At 56.2% G+C, this 15283-nt stretch carries 21 protein-coding genes; 13 read left to right on the top strand and 8 right to left on the bottom strand.

The window, feature by feature from the left end; genetic code table 11:
• Positions 1-3: 3 nt before the first annotated feature.
• Positions 4-522 (bottom strand): hypothetical protein, encoded by a 519-nt coding sequence (locus MHN28_RS21055; protein ID WP_239344550.1) that lies wholly within the window; start codon positions 520-522, stop codon positions 4-6.
• Between the two features lie 88 nt (positions 523-610).
• Between MHN28_RS21055 and MHN28_RS21050 the strand changes: the two genes are divergently transcribed.
• Positions 611-1141 carry a prolyl-tRNA synthetase associated domain-containing protein gene (locus MHN28_RS21050; RefSeq protein WP_239344548.1) on the top strand — a complete coding sequence of 177 codons (531 nt, stop codon included), beginning with the start codon at positions 611-613 and terminating at the stop codon, positions 1139-1141.
• Here the strand turns inward: MHN28_RS21050 and MHN28_RS21045 are convergent, their stop codons facing one another.
• Positions 1142-1882: an aspartate/glutamate racemase family protein gene (locus tag MHN28_RS21045; protein WP_239344546.1), complete on the bottom strand. Its 741-nt coding sequence runs from the start codon at positions 1880-1882 to the stop codon at positions 1142-1144.
• 73 nt (positions 1883-1955) lie between these two features.
• Positions 1956-2537: an FMN-dependent NADH-azoreductase gene (locus MHN28_RS21040; protein WP_239344544.1), complete on the bottom strand. Its 582-nt coding sequence runs from the start codon at positions 2535-2537 to the stop codon at positions 1956-1958.
• A 119-nt stretch (positions 2538-2656) separates the two neighbouring features.
• On the opposite strand from MHN28_RS21040, the gene MHN28_RS21035 reads away from it, so the two are divergent.
• The 4 genes from MHN28_RS21035 to MHN28_RS21020 all read left to right on the top strand — a co-directional run bounded on the left by MHN28_RS21035 (position 2657) and on the right by MHN28_RS21020 (position 5282).
• A complete protein-coding gene (locus tag MHN28_RS21035; protein ID WP_239344542.1) occupies positions 2657-3535 on the top strand; it encodes a LysR family transcriptional regulator in 879 nt (292 codons plus the stop codon).
• Positions 3532-4446: a DMT family transporter gene (locus tag MHN28_RS21030; protein ID WP_239344540.1), complete on the top strand. Its 915-nt coding sequence runs from the start codon at positions 3532-3534 to the stop codon at positions 4444-4446. The genes MHN28_RS21035 and MHN28_RS21030 overlap by 4 nt, the downstream gene beginning before the upstream one ends.
• 61 nt (positions 4447-4507) lie before the next feature.
• Positions 4508-4786 (top strand): hypothetical protein, encoded by a 279-nt coding sequence (locus MHN28_RS21025; RefSeq protein WP_239344538.1) that lies wholly within the window; start codon positions 4508-4510, stop codon positions 4784-4786.
• An 82-nt stretch (positions 4787-4868) separates the two neighbouring features.
• On the top strand, positions 4869-5282 hold the full coding sequence (locus tag MHN28_RS21020; RefSeq protein WP_239344536.1) for a universal stress protein: 414 nt from the start codon (positions 4869-4871) through the stop codon (positions 5280-5282).
• A gap of 2 nt (positions 5283-5284) precedes the next feature.
• Here the strand turns inward: MHN28_RS21020 and MHN28_RS21015 are convergent, their stop codons facing one another.
• Positions 5285-5620, bottom strand: a complete 336-nt coding sequence (locus MHN28_RS21015) for a metalloregulator ArsR/SmtB family transcription factor (RefSeq protein WP_239344534.1) — start codon at positions 5618-5620, stop codon at positions 5285-5287.
• 31 nt (positions 5621-5651) lie between these two features.
• Entirely contained in the window at positions 5652-6560 is a 909-nt protein-coding gene (locus MHN28_RS21010; protein WP_239344532.1) for a hypothetical protein, read from the bottom strand.
• A gap of 279 nt (positions 6561-6839) precedes the next feature.
• On the opposite strand from MHN28_RS21010, the gene MHN28_RS21005 reads away from it, so the two are divergent.
• The 6 genes from MHN28_RS21005 (at position 6840) to MHN28_RS20980 (ending at position 10288) form a co-directional block, all read left to right on the top strand.
• Positions 6840-7172 (top strand): AtpZ/AtpI family protein, encoded by a 333-nt coding sequence (locus tag MHN28_RS21005; RefSeq protein ID WP_170419072.1) that lies wholly within the window; start codon positions 6840-6842, stop codon positions 7170-7172.
• 2 nt (positions 7173-7174) lie between these two features.
• Positions 7175-7933 carry a F0F1 ATP synthase subunit A gene (locus tag MHN28_RS21000; RefSeq protein ID WP_170797851.1) on the top strand — a complete coding sequence of 253 codons (759 nt, stop codon included), beginning with the start codon at positions 7175-7177 and terminating at the stop codon, positions 7931-7933.
• Between the two features lie 48 nt (positions 7934-7981).
• Positions 7982-8206 carry a F0F1 ATP synthase subunit C gene (locus MHN28_RS20995; protein ID WP_005981269.1) on the top strand — a complete coding sequence of 75 codons (225 nt, stop codon included), beginning with the start codon at positions 7982-7984 and terminating at the stop codon, positions 8204-8206.
• A gap of 86 nt (positions 8207-8292) precedes the next feature.
• Positions 8293-8844 carry a F0F1 ATP synthase subunit B' gene (locus MHN28_RS20990; RefSeq protein WP_239344530.1) on the top strand — a complete coding sequence of 184 codons (552 nt, stop codon included), beginning with the start codon at positions 8293-8295 and terminating at the stop codon, positions 8842-8844.
• A gap of 5 nt (positions 8845-8849) precedes the next feature.
• Positions 8850-9410, top strand: coding sequence for a F0F1 ATP synthase subunit B (locus MHN28_RS20985; RefSeq protein ID WP_239344528.1), 561 nt, complete (start codon positions 8850-8852; stop codon positions 9408-9410).
• Between the two features lie 137 nt (positions 9411-9547).
• Positions 9548-10288, top strand: a complete 741-nt coding sequence (locus MHN28_RS20980) for a class I SAM-dependent methyltransferase (protein ID WP_239344526.1) — start codon at positions 9548-9550, stop codon at positions 10286-10288.
• 19 nt (positions 10289-10307) lie between these two features.
• Here MHN28_RS20980 and MHN28_RS20975 read toward each other — a convergent pair whose 3' ends face one another.
• The 3 genes from MHN28_RS20975 to MHN28_RS20965 form a co-directional block, all read right to left on the bottom strand.
• Positions 10308-11246, bottom strand: coding sequence for a hypothetical protein (locus MHN28_RS20975; RefSeq protein WP_239344524.1), 939 nt, complete (start codon positions 11244-11246; stop codon positions 10308-10310).
• Positions 11247-11279: 33 nt separating this feature from the next.
• The gene (locus MHN28_RS20970; RefSeq protein WP_239344522.1) at positions 11280-12554 is read right to left on the bottom strand and encodes a glycosyltransferase; all 1275 of its coding nucleotides are present in this window, start codon (positions 12552-12554) and stop codon (positions 11280-11282) included.
• 99 nt (positions 12555-12653) lie between these two features.
• Positions 12654-13421: an FCD domain-containing protein gene (locus MHN28_RS20965; protein WP_239344520.1), complete on the bottom strand. Its 768-nt coding sequence runs from the start codon at positions 13419-13421 to the stop codon at positions 12654-12656.
• A 155-nt stretch (positions 13422-13576) separates the two neighbouring features.
• Here MHN28_RS20965 and MHN28_RS20960 point away from each other — a divergent pair, with 155 nt between their 5' ends.
• Both MHN28_RS20960 and MHN28_RS20955 read left to right on the top strand, forming a co-directional pair.
• A complete protein-coding gene (locus MHN28_RS20960; RefSeq protein WP_239344518.1) occupies positions 13577-14776 on the top strand; it encodes a PLP-dependent aminotransferase family protein in 1200 nt (399 codons plus the stop codon).
• 45 nt (positions 14777-14821) lie between these two features.
• Positions 14822-15229, top strand: coding sequence for a hypothetical protein (locus MHN28_RS20955; protein WP_239344516.1), 408 nt, complete (start codon positions 14822-14824; stop codon positions 15227-15229).
• Positions 15230-15283 lie beyond the last annotated feature (54 nt).

The following is a 15283-nucleotide window of genomic DNA, read 5'->3' as shown; positions in this document are numbered from 1 at the left end:
GCTTTAGGCCGATTGGCTGGCAGAGTCAACCTTGCGCGCCGGAAGCCAGTCATTGACCGCGTCGACCATATGCTGCGCGCCGCGTCCGCTGACATAGGCTTGGACAATCGGGTGGCGACCAGCGCTCATGCCTTTTTCCAGGATCAGAACGGGGCGATGCATCTTGGATGTTGTCCTGTCGCGGGTCGAGGTGGTGGTTTCCACCTCGGCATGGGACAGGTTCGACAGCTCATGTTCCACGGTGTCATATCCAAAGACCGACTGCCTGCGGATCACGATGCTGCCTTTGTCGCGGTCCAGTATGACCTGAACGCGTCGTACGAATGTGCAGAAGGCTCCGACGCCCATACCTCCACCAAAGAGTGCGAAGAAGATGCCGAACAGAATGCCCTCGCCGCCTTCGCTGACCATAAACAGACCGGCACCGACAAAGATGAGAATAAAGAAGACTAGCGTGATGCCGATAAACCAGGGCGTGTTGGATAGGATCAATTGGTCAGGGGTATTGCGTGTCACTTTCATGGCGGCACGCTAACACTGAATTCTGACACTGTCGTGGCTTGAATTTGCCCCCATGTTGCGCGATGAGCGCGCTAAACAGGAGATTCCCATGGACGCATCATCTGCTTTTCAGGACTCGTTGCCGCTCAGCTCTGACGCGCTGTTGGCGCAGCTGGATGAGTGGGGGTTGGCCTATCGCCTTCATACCCACGTGCCGCTGCGGACGGTCGAGGATGCGAAGGCGGTGGAAGATCAGTTCATGGTGCCGGGTGAGAACGCCCTGCGGGTCAAGAACCTGTATCTGCGCGACAAGAAAAAGCGGAACTATCTGGTGACGCTGGAGCAGAGCCGTGAGATCGACCTCAAGGCGCTGGGAACGGAGCTTGGGATTGGCAATCTGTCCTTTGGCTCGGCTGAACGGCTGTTGCAAAACCTTGGCATTCGCCCCGGCGCGGTCAGCCCGTTAGCGATGATCAATGGTGCTGAAAACAACGTTCAGTTTTTTATGGACGCCGCAGCCCAGCAAGCGGATGTCATTTATATGCACCCACTGGTCAACGATCGGACCGTCGCGATGGCGAGGGCTGATGTGATGACATTCTTCGATCGCGTCGGATGCGAGGTCAACTGGTTGCCCTGATCAGTCGTTCAGCGCTTCTTTAAGAGCCGCCGCGACATGGGCTGCGGACGGGTTGATGAACAGGTGGCCGTCAGCCTCGAAAACGGGGTCGTCCAAATGATCAGGGAATGCCAGCGGTAACTCAGTACAGGCCAGCAGGATCGCTGTTCCCGGGCCTGCGTGCTTGTCGCAAAACGCCAATAACCGTGGACGCGCTGTATCTGACGCTCCGCCGTAAAAGTCGCTGTCGATCATCCTCTGCATCTCGGCAATATCCGGTTCGGGCAGGCGATCATTGGCGCTGATCCCTTCGGCGGCCAATCGGTCGGCGTAGTTGGTGGCCTGCATGGTAACGGCCGTTCCCAAAACCAGCGCCTTGGATGCTCCGGTTGACGCTGTGGCCTCGGCGGTCGCATCGAATATGCTGAGAATGGGCATGGTGACGCCCTGCCGGATCGCATGCAGCCGCGCGTGCGGCGTGTTCGACGCAATGATGCCAAAGTCACAGCCCGCGTTTTCGAGAGTCAACAAGGCGTCGCGAAACACTGCATCAAATCCGGCCCAACTGGCCTCGTCCCTGGCGGTGCCTCGCAAGGCACGGGTTTTGGACTGCGTAACGGATTCGATGGTCATAGGAGGGATGGGCAGCGGAGAGCCGTGGCCTCGTTCCGCGAAGTGCCGACTGACACCCTCAGCGATGGCTCTGTAGTAGTCCACGGTTGAGGCCCAGCCAACACCGCCCAGAATTCCGATTTTCTTCATGTTAAACGCCCAGCCTGCCATTTCCCGTTCGGGTGCAGACTGGACGTTTCACAACGCAAAAGCCAGTGCCGGATCAGGCGGCGAGTTCCGTAACCGCCTTTTGAGCATTCGCCAGTGTGGTTTCAGCATCCAGCGCCATCTTATCAGCAGCGATAACATCCACATTGTGAATGCCGATGAAACCCAGCACATGTTTCGCATAGTTCGTAGCAAAGTCGATCTCGGACCCGACTTCTGTCCCACCGGAAGCGATTGCCAGAACGGCGCGCTTGCCCTCCAACAGGCCCTTGGGGCCGGTTTCAGAATAGGCAAAGGTCAGGCCCACGCGCGCGACAAGGTCGATCCAGGCCTTGAAAGCTGCGGGTACCGAGAAGTTGTAGATCGGCAGCCCGATGACAACTGTATCCGCTTTTTGCAGCTCGGTGACCAGTTCGTCGGACAGGGCAAGCAGATCGCGCTGAACCTCGTCGCGCTGATCGGCCGGGGTGAAGTTGGCATTGATCCAGTCTTCGGTCAGCAGGGGCAGGGGGCTGGCCAGGTCGCGGCGAATGATGCGCTCGGCACCCAGATGTCCGACAATCTGGCCGGAAAGGTCGCGGGTTGCAGAGCCGGTGCGGCGGGCTGAGGCGTCGATGTGCAGAATGGTCTTGGTCATTTCCGGGTTTCCTTTTTGGCAGGGAATCTGTTTCTGGGACCAATATGATTGTTGCGACAGCGAACGAAACACGGATATACCAACAAGTATTGTTAGAATTTGCACAGTGGGCTTAGGCGATGGACAATTGGGACGAAGTTAAAACCGCCTATCAGGTTGCCCGGATGGGTACAGTCAGCGGCGCGGCCGAGATCTTGGGGGTGCACCACGCCACGGTGATCCGCCATATCGACGCGATTGAGGCGCGGCTGGGCGTCAAACTGTTCCAGCGCCACGCCCGAGGCTATACGCCAACGGATGCCGGAGAAGACCTGCTGCGCGTGGCTCAGGCCACCGAAGATCAGTTCAACCAATTGGTCGGTCGTATGAAAGGGCGCGGTGATGACGTCTCAGGTGAGTTGGTGGTGACGTCGCTGGCTTCGCTGGCACCTCTGGTCGTACCGGCCCTGTCCGAATTCCAGTCGATGCACCCTGGCCTGATCGTTCGCTACCTGACCGGGGACCGGCTGTTCCGCCTGGAATATGGCGAGGCGCATGTGGCCATTCGCGCCGGGGCCGCCCCTGATCAGCCTGACAATGTGGTGCAACCGTTTATTGAGCAGGAAGTCGGGTTGTTCGCCAGTAAGTCCTACATCGAGCGCCGGGGAAAACCTGCAAGCCTTGACGACTTTGCAGACCACCTGTTTGTCAGTACCGATGATGAAAACAGCCGCGCTCCGTTTTCCAAGTGGTTGCGCGCCACCGTGCCAGCCGAAGCCATCGCGTTCCGCTGCACCAACAATTTCTGCATGCGTGAAGCCGTTTTGGCCGGGGCCGGAATTGGCTTCATGGCCCGGTGGGAAGCATCCCGCGACCCTGATCTGGTCGAAGTCATAGAGCCGCTGCCCGAATGGTTCGGCAAACTGTGGCTGGTGACACATGTGGATCTGCACCGCACAACCAAGGTGCAGGCGTTCCTGTCATTCCTCAAAGAACAGTCCAAGGGCTGGCTTTCGTGACACCTCAGGCACGTGGCCACCTCGCCATGATCACCTTTTCGCTTCTGGTGGCTGGCAGTTTCTCGTTGGGGTCCATCGTCGCCAATCAGATTGCACCATTGGCGATTACGGCTGGGCGCTTTCTGATCGCCGCCGTCATCATTGGTGTGGCGGCCTTGGCCACAACCGGTTTGCCGCGCAGTGCGGCACAAGCGCCCTGGCGCTATGCCGTGTTGGGCGGGCTGTTCGCGACCTATTTTGTGCTGATGTTCTATGGCCTGAAAACGGCCGACCCGGTCAGTACATCTGCGGTGTTCACACTTACGCCAGTCATGTCGGCTGTAGCTAGTTGGATTCTATTGCGTCAGATCACGACGTCGCGCATGGCGCTGGCTCTGACGGTTGGTGCAAGCGGCGCGCTTTGGGTGATCTTTCGCGCCGATTGGCAGACCTTTCGCGCTTTTGAGATCGGCGGCGGAGAGATTATCTTTTTCTGGGGCTGCATGGCCCACGCCATTTATACACCGATGGTGCGCAAGTTGAACCGGGGTGAACCTGCCGTCGTCTTCACGTTTGGTACGCTGGTTGCCGGATGCATCATCCTGACGGTGGTCGGCTGGCCGGACATTCGCGCCACGGATTGGGCGAACCTGCCGGTGATCGTTTGGGTCAGCCTTCTATACCTTTCGTTGTTTGCAACAGCGGCCAGTTTTGTGTTGGTGCAGTTCGCGGCTCTGCGTCTGCCGTCGGCCAAGGTCATGGCGTACACGTACTTGATCCCCAGCTGGGTGATCCTGTGGGAAATCGCGCTTGGGCGGCCTGCACCAACCGTACTGGTTCTGGTTGGCGTCCTTCTGACAGCAATAGCCTTGGTTCTTCTGCTCAAAAGCGAAGACCAGCCCGCGAACGAAACCGCGCCTTTACCAGAATGACTCTTGCTATTTGGTCGTTATGCAACAACCTTCGGGGTCTGCGGGCCAATCGGGAGGAAAAATGAAGCGAGCCATGCTAATTGTCGCCGGTGCGACCCTGGTCGCCTGTACACAGGGTGGGGGAAAGAGTTCGTCAGGAACGGCCCTGCAAGCCAGTTGTGAGGCACTGATCTCGGCAGAAACCGGCGTTCAGGCCGCCGACGTCAACACGGTTTCGACCGAGTCCGTGCCGACCGGAACAATCACGACGGTCGAGGTTGCAGGTGCGCAAGCACCCTGGTTGTGTCTTGCGGATGCCGCCGGTGTGGTGATCGGCGTCGAATACAGCCAGGACGGCTAGCGCGCGCCAACGGTTTATGAGGCAGATCAAGGCACTTCTTTCAAGCAAACGCTAACATCGTACGCAGGAGAAGGAGGAGACCATGTTCAGTCACATAATGATCCCGGTCGATATTCACCTGCCGCCGGAAATCCGCAAGGCTCTGGATGTCGCGGCCGCGATGGCGAAGTGGCAGAAGGCAAGGATCACCATTGTCAGCGTGACCGGAACTCAGCCGGGTGACGTCACCCAGTCCGGTCCGGCAATCAACGCAGAGCTGCAAACTATCGTGGATCAGCTTGCCGAACAAAGCGGTGCCGACGTTGACGCTCGCAACATACATTCTGTCGATGTGGCAGCCGAGGTCGACGCAGATCTGACCCGTGCCGCCGAGGAAATCGGTGCCGATCTGATCGTCGTCGGAACCCATGCGCCACGGATTACGGACCACATCTTTTCCAGCCATGCGGGCTATCTGGCCAAACACGCCAAAGTTTCGGTGTTCGTAGTCAGATAGGTTCAGGCTTCGTCCGGTGTGGGAAGTTCGGTCTCCAGAAACCGTTCGAACGCATCCAGATTGACCGGTTCGAACTGCCCAAACCCCTGCATCCAGACGGATGCCGCGCGCAGCGCGTCGGGTTCCAGCTTGCACCATTTCACTCGGCCACGTTTTTCCTGACTGATCAGCCCGGCTTTGGTCAGAATGACCAGATGTTTTGAGATTGCGGCCAACGACATCTCGAACGGCTCGGCCACGTCAGTGACGGCCATATCATCCTCAAGCAGCATCGCAAGAATAGCGCGGCGGGTGGGGTCGGCGAGTGCCGCGAATACGGTGTCGAGGTCATTGGACATATATTTTATGTCACTGGATATTCTCGCCGGGTCAATACCCAGCTTTGAAGGACGGAATGTCAGGGTAAGGTCCGATTGTGACCCCCTTCCAGTTGAAACCCGGATCAAGCTGGATCGCTATTCCATTGCCACCTTCACGCGTTAACATGGCGTTGGTCACGCTGCGATAAGTGACTTGACTGGATTGTTCGGCTAACTGCCATCCGGCGGTGGTGCGACGGAACAGTCGGGCGCGCCTGAGGGTTTCTACCCAGTGTGTTCCGGCCGGGCGCCTGATATCCCCGCTCCAGACGGCGATATCCATGTCGTTCAAGATAGCGGGCTTAGCCTGAAAGCACTCATCCCGATCAAACCGCGACACCATAACGCCCGAATGGGCGCGCCGAAGCGCATCAAGTGCGGGATCGCATTTCCCTTGCGAGCGCATGAAGAACGACAAGCCCGCTATTTCACCGGACAGCTGGTTATGTTGCCAGTAATTTGCGCTATGATCAGTTAGGAAAACAGCTTCAACCCCTTCAGCTAGCAGGTCACGGCATCGTCTGCGGCACTTGCCCGGGTGGACACCCAGCAACGCAATATGTGTTCCTGAAAAGGTTCCATCCCAGCCCGTATCCTGCGTCAGCATTGCCTTTGCTTCGGCTTCTGCCGCTGGCCGAAGGATATACTCCGGTAGATGATAGAAGCCGAGGCATAGCAGAGCGCCAAACACCCAACCAAATGATAGCCCGACCAAACGGCCCAGGCGCTGGGTTATGATCAGGACTGCAATTGCTGCTGAAATCGTAGGAAGGGCTGCTATCAACACAGTGATCGGAAGCCCGATGAGGGTAATTGCCGCCAACAGCGCAATTGTCTCACCAAGCTTGGTATACGTGAGAATCGAAAGGACCAATAGAACAGCCAGTAGAATGGCCTGAGACTTAAAACCGTTTGTCACATCGAGTGTCCTGAAAATCTACACGTGATGTCTGACCGGCAATTTTGGCGAAAGTTTGATCCCCGCTCAGATTGCAAACTCAACCAAAAGGTTGAATATGCGGATTCATGGGTTTTGCCTGCAGGTGCCGCTATCGGTAAGTCGGCACGCTCAATTCGAACTCAATTAAATCGTGCTAAAACAACGATATAGGGTGCAAAAATTCGAGCGCTCAACGCCGTTGACTCTGCGCCCCATGCCCCTTAGCACCGTGCCCAAGACTGTGCGAGGGAATTGCCCGTGACCGATGATGACCAAAAGCAGCGTATGGCGCAGCTGGAGGCCAAGATCGACGCGGCGAAAAAGGCCAAAGCGCCGAAGCCTCGCGCGGACGCTGACGTATCCGGCGGCGAGCTTGCCTGGAGGATGGTCATCGAAATGGTATCCGGTCTGGGGATCGGATTTGGCATCGGATACGGGCTGGACAGCCTGCTCGGGACAATCCCGATCTTTCTGGTGCTGTTTACATTGCTGGGCCTAGTCGCGGGCGTGAAGGTTATGCTCCGCAGCGCGAAAGAGGTTCAAGAGAAACAAGCGGCTGCAAGCGCGGCCGAGAAGGACGAGAGGGACTGAACGTGGCGACCGAGACCACCGCAGCAGAAGGCAGCAGCCTGGTATTCCACCCAATGGACCAGTTCATCGTCAAGCCGTTGTTCGGCGACGGTGCGATTGCATGGTACACGCCCACCAACGTGACCCTGTGGCTGTTCCTCGCGATTGCGGCGATCTTTGCTCTGCTGGTTCTCAGCACCTCAAAGCGCGCGATTGTTCCAACCCGGATGCAGTCGGTTGCTGAACTGGCCTATGGTTTCATCTACAAGATGCTGGAAGACATCTGCGGCAAGGAAGGCGTCAAGTACTTCCCCTATGTCATGACCCTGTTCATGTTCATCGTCTGCGCGAACTTCCTGGGCATGATCCCCATGTCCTTTACCACCACATCGCATTTCGCCGTGACCATCCCGCTGGCGCTGTCGGTCTTCCTGACCGTGACCGTGCTGGGCTTTGTAAAGAACGGCGCAGGTTTCCTGGGCCTGTTCTGGGTCTCCAGCGCACCGCTGGCGCTGCGCCCGGTTCTGGCGATCATCGAGTTGATCTCGTACTTCGTGCGCCCGGTCAGCCACTCCATTCGTCTTGCCGGTAACGTCATGGCTGGCCACGCTGTTATCAAAGTGTTTGCAGGCTTTGCCGCAATCGCCGCGATCTCGCCCGTGTCGGTTCTGGCGATCACCGCAATGTACGGCCTCGAGGTCCTCGTGTCCTTTATTCAGGCCTACGTATTCACCATTCTGACCTGTGTTTACCTGAAAGATGCGCTGCATCCTTCGCACTAAGGTCTGATACCCCAACATCGAAACTTCCAATTCGTAAGGAGATACATCATGGAAGGCGATCTCGCACACATCGGCGCAGGCCTGGCAGCAATCGGTTCCGGCGCAGCCGCAATCGGGGTGGGCAACGTTGCAGGCAACTTCCTGGCCGGCGCCCTGCGCAACCCTTCGGCGGCTGCTTCGCAGACCGCAACCCTCTTCATCGGTATCGCATTCGCAGAAGCGCTGGGCATCTTCGCATTCCTGGTGTCGCTGCTGCTGATGTTCGCCGTCTAATCTGCGGAACCTGATCCTTACGCGCAGGTGGGCCCAAGCCATAGCGGCCCACCTGTTGTAAAGACAACGTTCCGACGGAGGACATCATGGCGACTGAACCCATAAGCGAAGAAGTAGTAGGCTCGTGCGTCGATGCCGGTGGTTCGGCCATCGGGATGCCGCAGCTCTGCTTTGATTGGTTCCCCAACCAGATTTTCTGGCTGGTCATTACGCTGGTCGTCATCTTTCTGGTCCTGTCCCGCGTGGCTCTGCCCCGCATCGCGGCAATCCTGGCTGAGCGTCAGGGGACCATTACAAATGACCTGGCTGCGGCCGAAGATCTGAAGGCCAAAGCGGTCGAGGCCGAAGAGGCCTATAACAAGGCGCTGGCCGATGCCCGTGCCGAAGCGCAGCGTATCGCTGCCGAAGCACGCGCAGAAATTCAGTCTGGTCTGGATGACGCAATTGCCAAGGCGGATGCGGAAATCGCTGCAAAGGCGGCTGAATCGGAAAAGGCAATTGCCGATATCCGTGCCGGTGCGCTGGAAAGCATTCAAGTGGTTGCCAAGGATACGGCGGCTGAACTGGTTACTGCACTGGGCGGCGAGGCAGATGCCAAAGCCATCGACAGTGCAATCGACGCGCAGATGAAAGGATAAGTGACATGCGGAACACTCTTGCTCTTATTCTGACATTCGGCGCAGCAAGCCCGGCCTTTGCAGCCAAAGGCCCGTTCTTCTCGCTGGCCAACACCGACTTTGTGGTCTTCCTGGGCTTCATCGTCTTCATCGCGGTCCTGTTCTATTTCAAGGTGCCGTCGATGATTGGTGGCGCACTGGACAACCGCGCCGAAGGCATCAAGGCCGAACTGGACGAAGCCCGCGCCCTGCACGAAGAAGCGCGTAGTCTGCTGGCCTCGTACGAGCGCAAGCAGCGTGAGGTGCAGACCCAGGCAGATGCCATTGTGGCGGCCGCGAAAGAAGATGCTGTGCTGGCAGCGGAACAGGCCAAGGTCGATCTGGAGAAATCCATCGCCCGTCGTCTGGCTGCTGCTCAGGACCAGATCGCTTCGGCCGAGGCTTCGGCCGTGAAAGAGGTCCGCGATCAGGCTGTGACAGTTGCGGTGTCAGCTGCAAGCGCCGTTCTGGCCGAGCAGATGACCGCCGCCCAGGCGAACAAGCTGATCGACGCATCCATCGCGGATGTGGGCACCAAGCTGCACTGACTTGACGGTCAATGTGCGACGGATTGGCTTGATCTAATCGGCTTCTCTTACAGAGAAATGTGAGTTGATCGGCGTACTTTCCAGTGCGCCGATCTTCGATTAAACAGCGCTAGAAAATTACCCTCATGGTGGCTGGCATGAATTCAGGATTTTTAAAAACACTGAACAAAAGATCTGGTGGCGCAATTGGATTTCGCGACCAGATGGGGACTCATGGTAGATACCAGTTCAGTCATGGGAAAGCTGTCGCGAACCGAATCTCGCTAGTGAACCATTTGATTTCTCTTTATGGGTTCCACAATTATCTGGAAATTGGTGTGCGCCGAAAAGCCGACATGCATGACAAGATCATTGCTTCGGTAAAAGTCTCAGTTGATCCGGCGGAAGATGCTGAAGCAGACTTTAACCTGACTTCTGATGCATTTTTTCAACAAAATACCCAGATGTTTGACCTGATCTTTATCGACGGTTTGCATCTAGGTGAACAAGTTTACCGAGACATACGGAATTCTCTGAACGTACTTAAACCTGGCGGCATGATACTTCTGCACGATCTGAACCCACCGACGGAATTTCATGCACGCGAAGTTTATGAAGTAGATGGGAAATATCCTGCCTGGAACGGTACGAGCTGGCAGGGCTATGCCCGATGCCGCGTAGAAGACCCGGAATTGGAGATGTACGTAGTCGATGTCGATTGGGGGGTAGGTTACATACGACGCGGTCGGCAAAAATGCTATTCCGGCTCAATCGCTTCCTACGCTGATCTTGAGAAGAACCGGGTCGAGCTGCTCAATCTCATTACAGTAAAAGATTTTTTGCGGCGCCACCCTGTAAACCGGTTGGAGTGGTCCCCGTTGGATCCGCTTGCCCGCTGAAGCTGAAGCTTTGGACAGCTTACTGCAAAGTACCTTGCACCATTTCGTGGAACTGGTTGGCTACCGCTTCGGGCGTGTAGTAATCTTTTAAACCCACGACCCTGCGCTGTGCCTCAATCCATTTTGCGCTGCCGAAGTCAGATGCCAGTTGTTCGAGACCGCGCAGAATGCTTTCCTCAGAAATGTCTTTGGTGACAAATGGATAATCCTCGCCAAGGAGTTCGAGCGCATCATCGACGTTTGCGTCGATTAGTACAGGGGCCGCCAAGTGGCTTGCCACAAAACCCTTGGTAAAAGGTTTTGCTATGATTTCTGACGTTTGGCTTTGCTCTCGTATACAGTAGTGAGCGTTGAAATCGGACAAGCGATGAAAAACGTCCACGATGTTTTCGCTTAGGTCAGCTTTGATGAATGTGACCTTCTCTCTTATTTTTTCTGTTTGGACTGTATTCTCAATAGCCCCAAAATAGGCGCACTTAACTTTGTCCAAGTTTCTTGCCTGAGTAACAGGAAACCGATCGTCCAAATTGTGGTGGATGAGAAAAACTTCCGACTTGTCTGCACGAAGTTCAGCGTGTCTGGTTTGTTCCTTCAAATGTCTGGCGGCTGTCAGGGAAGCCGCGATATGGATGTCTGGATGAAACCTGCGCGCTTCTCGCAAGTCCATATCCACATAGTCCAGGCAAGTCTTGACGCCTCGCGCGCGTAATATGCGGAGCGTCCGGTCGCTTAGCCGAAGCAAAGACCACTTTGAAAAAACAACTACAGAACCCTTCGGCTGCGATAGCGCCCAGATGATCTGTCTGGAGAGCTTGTTTTTGGGCAGATTTGAAACCGAAAAACTGTACTGTTCACCAAGTTGTTTTTCCAGGAGCCGAATAAGTTGGAAAACGCGAAGTTCAGTGCTTCCAGTGTGCACAAAGCCGGGATGAACCGCGAAAGTTACCTGCGTTGACAATACGTTGCGCCTTTCCGGGTTTTGCGCCTTTTGTTACTTGTTAGATGCGCTATTGGTTTTTTTTTGGACCAACGACCGACATAGTTCAAAGTACTTTTGAGCGGAAGCTTGTTCGGAAAAGTCGCTTAGCATCCTTTGCCTCGATTGGTTTGACATTCCACGCCTAAGATCCTCGTTTTCCAGAATTTTCCACAAGTGTTTTCCGAACTCTCCAAAATCCGCTGCAGAGGCCAGACAACCGGTTACACCATGTGTGATGCAATCAGGCATACCTCCAACATTGAACGACACAACGGGTAATCCGCAGGCCATGGCTTCAAGTGCAACGTTAGGGAGGTTGTCCGCGCGGGTCGGCAGCGCGAAGACATCCGCGGCACTGTAAGCGCGTGAGAGTTCCTCTGGCCCCTCCAGCCGACCGAGATATGCGATCCCCTCAATTCGGTTTTTTGCGGTGCCAATGGCCACCGGTAATATGTTTTGATCGGGAGGCAAGGTGCCGAGCGCTTTGAGAAGCAGGTCAAACCCCTTGCGCTGATCATCCACGCTGTCGGCCCCAAAAAGCACTATGCGGGCCTTGTCCGGCAAGCCAAAATGCCGTCGCGCTGATATTTGATCCAGTGGTCGGTAATTGTCTGTATTTACACCTGTCGGTATGTGTTTCGTGTCAAAACGGCCCAGCAAACCGCTCTTCTCGGCTTCGTGTTGTAGCCACTTACTTGGTGCTATTGGATGAAAGAGTTTCGGGTCCAGTTGGCTGAGCGATTGCTGCTTACGCTTCCAGGCCTGATGTGAAAGATCCGATTGAGCCGGTTTTTCCAACAAAGGACAATTTCCACAGGCATGAAGGTAATGATCGCATTCCACGGCGTAATGGCATCCACCTGTCATTGGATTCATATCGGCCATGCGCCAGAAAACCGGTTTTCCAGAAATTTTTCCTAATAACGGAACATAGTCGACGAGATCACGAGACCAGTGCAATGCATAGACATCTGCATCGGGTAAATGGCGAACAAGTGCTGCGCCCAAAAAACCGGTTCCGGGAGAGAAAAGACCAAGTTTGTCCCCTTCTCTCGAACGGTATTTTCTTAACCGACGCCGGTTGGTCATTCGCCTGAGTTTTGCCTGAAGTTTATCCGGAAACTGCATTTCCGCCCGCAGATCGACCACTTGGGGGGCAGATCCAACTGCTCTCGCTACGATCATTGAGCTTTCTAGCCCCAACGCTTCGAGGGCATGATGCAGTTTGGCAGCGGCTAATGGCGCACCCCCGCCACCATTAGATTCACAAATATGAACGATTTTCATATGGAGTTATTCCGAAAAGTGCGCGGGGCAGCGGTTTCTTTTGCAACGCAGAATAAGGCTGTTGTTCTGCATAGGCAATTGCGGGGCACGACACGATGCTTATGTCCGAACTGCCTGTTGCAACCGTTGCTGTGCAATGGCCTCGTTTCGCTGCGCTTTTTGTTGATCCTGCATGCAGCGTTCCACAAAGCTCAGATGCTGTTCTACCGCGTCCCGGGCGGCGGCTGGATCACGGGCCTGAAGTGCGGTGTTTATGGCGCGGTGTTGATCCAATATGGCTTCGCGCGTTGTCCGTTGCTGAAACATCATCTGACGATTGTAGAATACGCCTTGCCGCAGCAGATCGAACATGGATCGCATCATGTGCAGCATGACCACGTTGTGGCTGGCCTCGATGATCGCCATGTGAAATTGCGCGTCCAGATGAGCCTCGTCTTCGGCTGCGTTTCGGGCATGGGCCGCCTCCATCTTGTCAAAGATTGCCTGAACCACCTTCAGATCACTGTCCGACCCAAGCCGCGCCGCACGTTCGGCCGCCAGTCCCTCCATGTCGCGCCGAAACGAGAGGTAATCGAACACCGCCTCGTCATGGCTGCCGAACAACCGGATCAGTGCCGGGGAAAAGGCCGAACCCAAAACCTCGGCCACGTAGATGCCTGATCCGGCCTTGGCCGTCAGCAAGCCTTGCTCCTGCAGCTCTGAGATTGCTTCGCGCAAAGATGGCCGGGACACACCCAGCCGTTCAGCCAGTTCACGCTCGGCCGGCAGGCGCTCGCCGGGGCGCAGAATGCCCCGCAGGATCAACAATTCGATCTGCCGGACAACCGCGATCGAAAGTTTTTCGGTCTGGACTTTTTTAAAGGGCATGCGGGTGTCGTTCTGAAAATTGGTCAATTCATATGACCACGGATTGCCGGGTGGTTCAAGGATACCGGATCGCTGTGGTTTTAAAATTAGGTCAGCATTATTGACTTTAATGTCGGACCGTATAGGCTGACCTCGATTGAGACCGGAGGAGCCTCATGTCTATGCACGAACTGTTTGCCACGCGCGCGTCCCGGATGAAGGCGTCCGAGATACGCGAATTGCTGAAATTGCTGGATCAGCCCGGAATAATATCATTTGCAGGTGGTATTCCTGATCCCGAGCTGTTTCCTGCAGACGGGTTTTCCGAGGCCTTTCAAGCCGCCTTGGGGCCAGAGCAGCAAGCGCAGGCCCTGCAGTATTCCGTCAGTGAAGGCTATGTGCCGCTGCGGGAATGGCTTGTGGGCCACATGCGTGAGATCGGAGTGGAGTGTGGGCTCGACAATATCCTGATCACGTCCGGCTCGCAGCAGGCTCTGGACTACCTGGGCAAGCTCTACCTTTCTCCGGGCGATACCGCACTGGTTGGCTGGCCGACCTACCTGGGCGCTCTGTCCGCGTTCAATGCCTATGAGCCGCGCTTTGACCGCCTCAGTATCAATGGCAACCGAGGGGCTGCGGAATACAAGGCGGCGGCTGGCGCGGGTGCGGTCAAATTTGCCTATCTTTCACCGGATTTCGCGAATCCAACTGGTGAGACCGTGGATCTTCGCGGCAGGGAGGCGCTTCTGGATTTGGCCGACGACCTGAACTGTGCGTTGATCGAGGACGGGGCTTATCAGGCCCTGCGCTATGACGGAGACGCCATTCCCCCGATTCTGGCATTGGAACTGGCGCGGAAGGGATCGATCGAAGATTGTCGCACGATCTATTGTGGCAGTTTCTCAAAAACCCTGTCGCCCGGGTTGCGGGTCGGCTGGGTCGTAGCGCCAAAGCCAGTGATTTCTCAGCTTGTGCTGATGAAGCAGGCAGCCGATTTGCATTCAGCGACGATCAATCAGATGGCCATAGATCAGGTCGCTCGGGCCTGTTTTGATACGCATATACCGATGGTGCGCCGCGCCTATAGTGCACGCCGGGACGCCATGTTGCAGGCGCTGCAGGAGCATATGCCTGAGGGAGTACAATGGACCAAGCCCGAGGGGGGCATGTTCATCTGGGTAACGCTGCCTGTGGGTATGGATGGGGCCGATCTGCTGGCTAGCGCGCTGGAAACCGTCAAAATCGCCTTCGTTCCGGGCAAGGCCTTTTTCCCGGACGGTACCGGGGCCAACACCATCCGACTGAGTTTTTCTAACTCGGATGAGGACGCGATCCGTGAAGGCGTACGGAGGTTGGGGGAAGTATTGCGTGGCTGACCCTTGGAAAGGTTTTGTTAACCAGCCTGGCGCAAAGCTGACGGCATGATACGGTATCTGCCCCTTCTGGTGCTGGCCGCTTGTTCGGCCGGCACGCCCCATTTCCGTAATCTGCCCGCGACTCGCGTGGCGGTGAATGGCAGCGTCTTTGATGTGCGGGTACGAGGGGAACTGGCTGAGGCCGTTCGCATCAATACGCAATACGCCCCGCGCCTGGGGCCCATCCGGGATCGGGCCGGGCTGGCGATGGCGCAAGTGTCGGGCTGTCCCATCTTGGATGTTTTGGGCGATGCAGCGGTGACGGTTGGTGTTCTGGGTTGTGATCGCGCTTCAGGTGAACGGCTGTTGCTTACATCTGTTTCGACACCGAACTACGAATGTATCGACTTTGGGTTGTATGAGAATGTTGGCGACGACACCGGGTATCAGGTTTTTGAGTGTACGCCATACTGAAATACGCGCTTTCTTGCGCATTTCGGCAAGATGTTGTGGATAACTTGGCGCGAA

It is taken from the genome of Ruegeria sp. Ofav3-42, from assembly GCF_022347725.1.
Lineage (GTDB): Bacteria > Pseudomonadota > Alphaproteobacteria > Rhodobacterales > Rhodobacteraceae > Ruegeria.
Note: the sequence above shows the minus strand (reverse complement) of the source record. Positions and strands in the feature narration are given on the sequence as shown.

Bases quoted from the DNA above. Each gene is read 5' to 3' on its own strand.
- MHN28_RS21055 (WP_239344550.1), bottom strand. From the start codon at position 522: ATGAAAGTGACACGCAATACCCCTGACCAATTGATCCTATCCAACACG.
- MHN28_RS21050 (WP_239344548.1), top strand. From the start codon at position 611: ATGGACGCATCATCTGCTTTTCAGGACTCGTTGCCGCTCAGCTCTGAC.
- MHN28_RS21045 (WP_239344546.1), bottom strand. From the start codon at position 1,882: ATGAAGAAAATCGGAATTCTGGGCGGTGTTGGCTGGGCCTCAACCGTG.
- MHN28_RS21040 (WP_239344544.1), bottom strand. From the start codon at position 2,537: ATGACCAAGACCATTCTGCACATCGACGCCTCAGCCCGCCGCACCGGC.
- MHN28_RS21035 (WP_239344542.1), top strand. From the start codon at position 2,657: ATGGACAATTGGGACGAAGTTAAAACCGCCTATCAGGTTGCCCGGATG.
- MHN28_RS21025 (WP_239344538.1), top strand. From the start codon at position 4,508: ATGAAGCGAGCCATGCTAATTGTCGCCGGTGCGACCCTGGTCGCCTGT.
- MHN28_RS21020 (WP_239344536.1), top strand. From the start codon at position 4,869: ATGTTCAGTCACATAATGATCCCGGTCGATATTCACCTGCCGCCGGAA.
- MHN28_RS21015 (WP_239344534.1), bottom strand. From the start codon at position 5,620: ATGTCCAATGACCTCGACACCGTATTCGCGGCACTCGCCGACCCCACC.
- MHN28_RS20995 (WP_005981269.1), top strand. From the start codon at position 7,982: ATGGAAGGCGATCTCGCACACATCGGCGCAGGCCTGGCAGCAATCGGT.
- MHN28_RS20990 (WP_239344530.1), top strand. From the start codon at position 8,293: ATGGCGACTGAACCCATAAGCGAAGAAGTAGTAGGCTCGTGCGTCGAT.
- MHN28_RS20985 (WP_239344528.1), top strand. From the start codon at position 8,850: ATGCGGAACACTCTTGCTCTTATTCTGACATTCGGCGCAGCAAGCCCG.
- MHN28_RS20980 (WP_239344526.1), top strand. From the start codon at position 9,548: ATGAATTCAGGATTTTTAAAAACACTGAACAAAAGATCTGGTGGCGCA.
- MHN28_RS20970 (WP_239344522.1), bottom strand. From the start codon at position 12,554: ATGAAAATCGTTCATATTTGTGAATCTAATGGTGGCGGGGGTGCGCCA.
- MHN28_RS20965 (WP_239344520.1), bottom strand. From the start codon at position 13,421: ATGCCCTTTAAAAAAGTCCAGACCGAAAAACTTTCGATCGCGGTTGTC.
- MHN28_RS20960 (WP_239344518.1), top strand. From the start codon at position 13,577: ATGTCTATGCACGAACTGTTTGCCACGCGCGCGTCCCGGATGAAGGCG.
- MHN28_RS20955 (WP_239344516.1), top strand. From the start codon at position 14,822: ATGATACGGTATCTGCCCCTTCTGGTGCTGGCCGCTTGTTCGGCCGGC.